General features: G+C 50.4%; 1 rRNA gene. It reads right to left on the reverse strand.

The window, feature by feature from the left end:
• Positions 1-56: 56 nt before the first annotated feature.
• A 16S ribosomal RNA gene (locus tag KGF65_RS16550) occupies positions 57-1,623 on the reverse strand.
• Between the last annotated feature and the right edge of the window lie 33 nt (positions 1,624-1,656).

Below are 1,656 nucleotides of genomic sequence, written 5' to 3' on the forward strand. Positions count from 1 at the left end.
CTCTCAAAACTAAACAAAGTTTCGACGCGTGTGTAGGTTTCCGTAATATTCCTTAGAAAGGAGGTGATCCAGCCGCAGGTTCTCCTACGGCTACCTTGTTACGACTTCACCCTAATCATCTGTCCCACCTTAGGCGGCTGGTTCCTAAAAGGTTACCCCACCGACTTTGGGTGTTACAAACTCTCATGGTGTGACGGGCGGTGTGTACAAGGCCCGGGAACGTATTCACCGCGGCATGCTGATCCGCGATTACTAGCGATTCCGACTTCATGTAGGCGAGTTGCAGCCTACAATCCGAACTGAGAATGGCTTTAAGAGATTAGCTTACTCTCGCGAGTTCGCAACTCGTTGTACCATCCATTGTAGCACGTGTGTAGCCCAGGTCATAAGGGGCATGATGATTTGACGTCATCCCCACCTTCCTCCGGTTTGTCACCGGCAGTCTCACCAGAGTGCCCAACTTAATGCTGGCAACTGATAATAAGGGTTGCGCTCGTTGCGGGACTTAACCCAACATCTCACGACACGAGCTGACGACAACCATGCACCACCTGTATCCATGTCCCCGAAGGGAACGTCTAATCTCTTAGATTTGCATAGTATGTCAAGACCTGGTAAGGTTCTTCGCGTAGCTTCGAATTAAACCACATGCTCCACCGCTTGTGCGGGCCCCCGTCAATTCCTTTGAGTTTCAGCCTTGCGGCCGTACTCCCCAGGCGGAATGCTTAATGCGTTAGCTGCAGCACTGAAGGGCGGAAACCCTCCAACACTTAGCATTCATCGTTTACGGTATGGACTACCAGGGTATCTAATCCTGTTTGCTACCCATACTTTCGAGCCTCAGCGTCAGTTACAGACCAGACAGCCGCCTTCGCCACTGGTGTTCTTCCATATATCTACGCATTTCACCGCTACACATGGAGTTCCACTGTCCTCTTCTGCACTCAAGTTTCCCAGTTTCCGATGCACTTCTTCGGTTGAGCCGAAGGCTTTCACATCAGACTTAAAAAACCGCCTGCGCTCGCTTTACGCCCAATAAATCCGGACAACGCTTGCCACCTACGTATTACCGCGGCTGCTGGCACGTAGTTAGCCGTGGCTTTCTGGTTAAATACCGTCAATACCTGAACAGTTACTCTCAGATATGTTCTTCTTTAACAACAGAGTTTTACGAGCCGAAACCCTTCTTCACTCACGCGGCGTTGCTCCATCAGACTTTCGTCCATTGTGGAAGATTCCCTACTGCTGCCTCCCGTAGGAGTTTGGGCCGTGTCTCAGTCCCAATGTGGCCGATTACCCTCTCAGGTCGGCTACGTATCATTGCCATGGTGAGCCGTTACCCCACCATCTAGCTAATACGCCGCGGGACCATCCAAAAGTGATAGCCGAAGCCATCTTTCAAACTCGGACCATGCGGTCCAAGTTGTTATGCGGTATTAGCATCTGTTTCCAGGTGTTATCCCCCGCTTCTGGGCAGGTTTCCCACGTGTTACTCACCAGTTCGCCACTCACTCAAATGTAAATCATGATGCAAGCACCAATCAATACCAGAGTTCGTTCGACTTGCATGTATTAGGCACGCCGCCAGCGTTCGTCCTGAGCCAGGATCAAACTCTCAAATTAATGATGAGTTCTAAAAAGCTCATTTAATGTTGT

Source organism: Lactiplantibacillus sp. 30.2.29 (genome assembly GCF_018991255.1).
Taxonomy (GTDB): Bacteria; Bacillota; Bacilli; order Lactobacillales; family Lactobacillaceae; genus Lactiplantibacillus; species Lactiplantibacillus pentosus.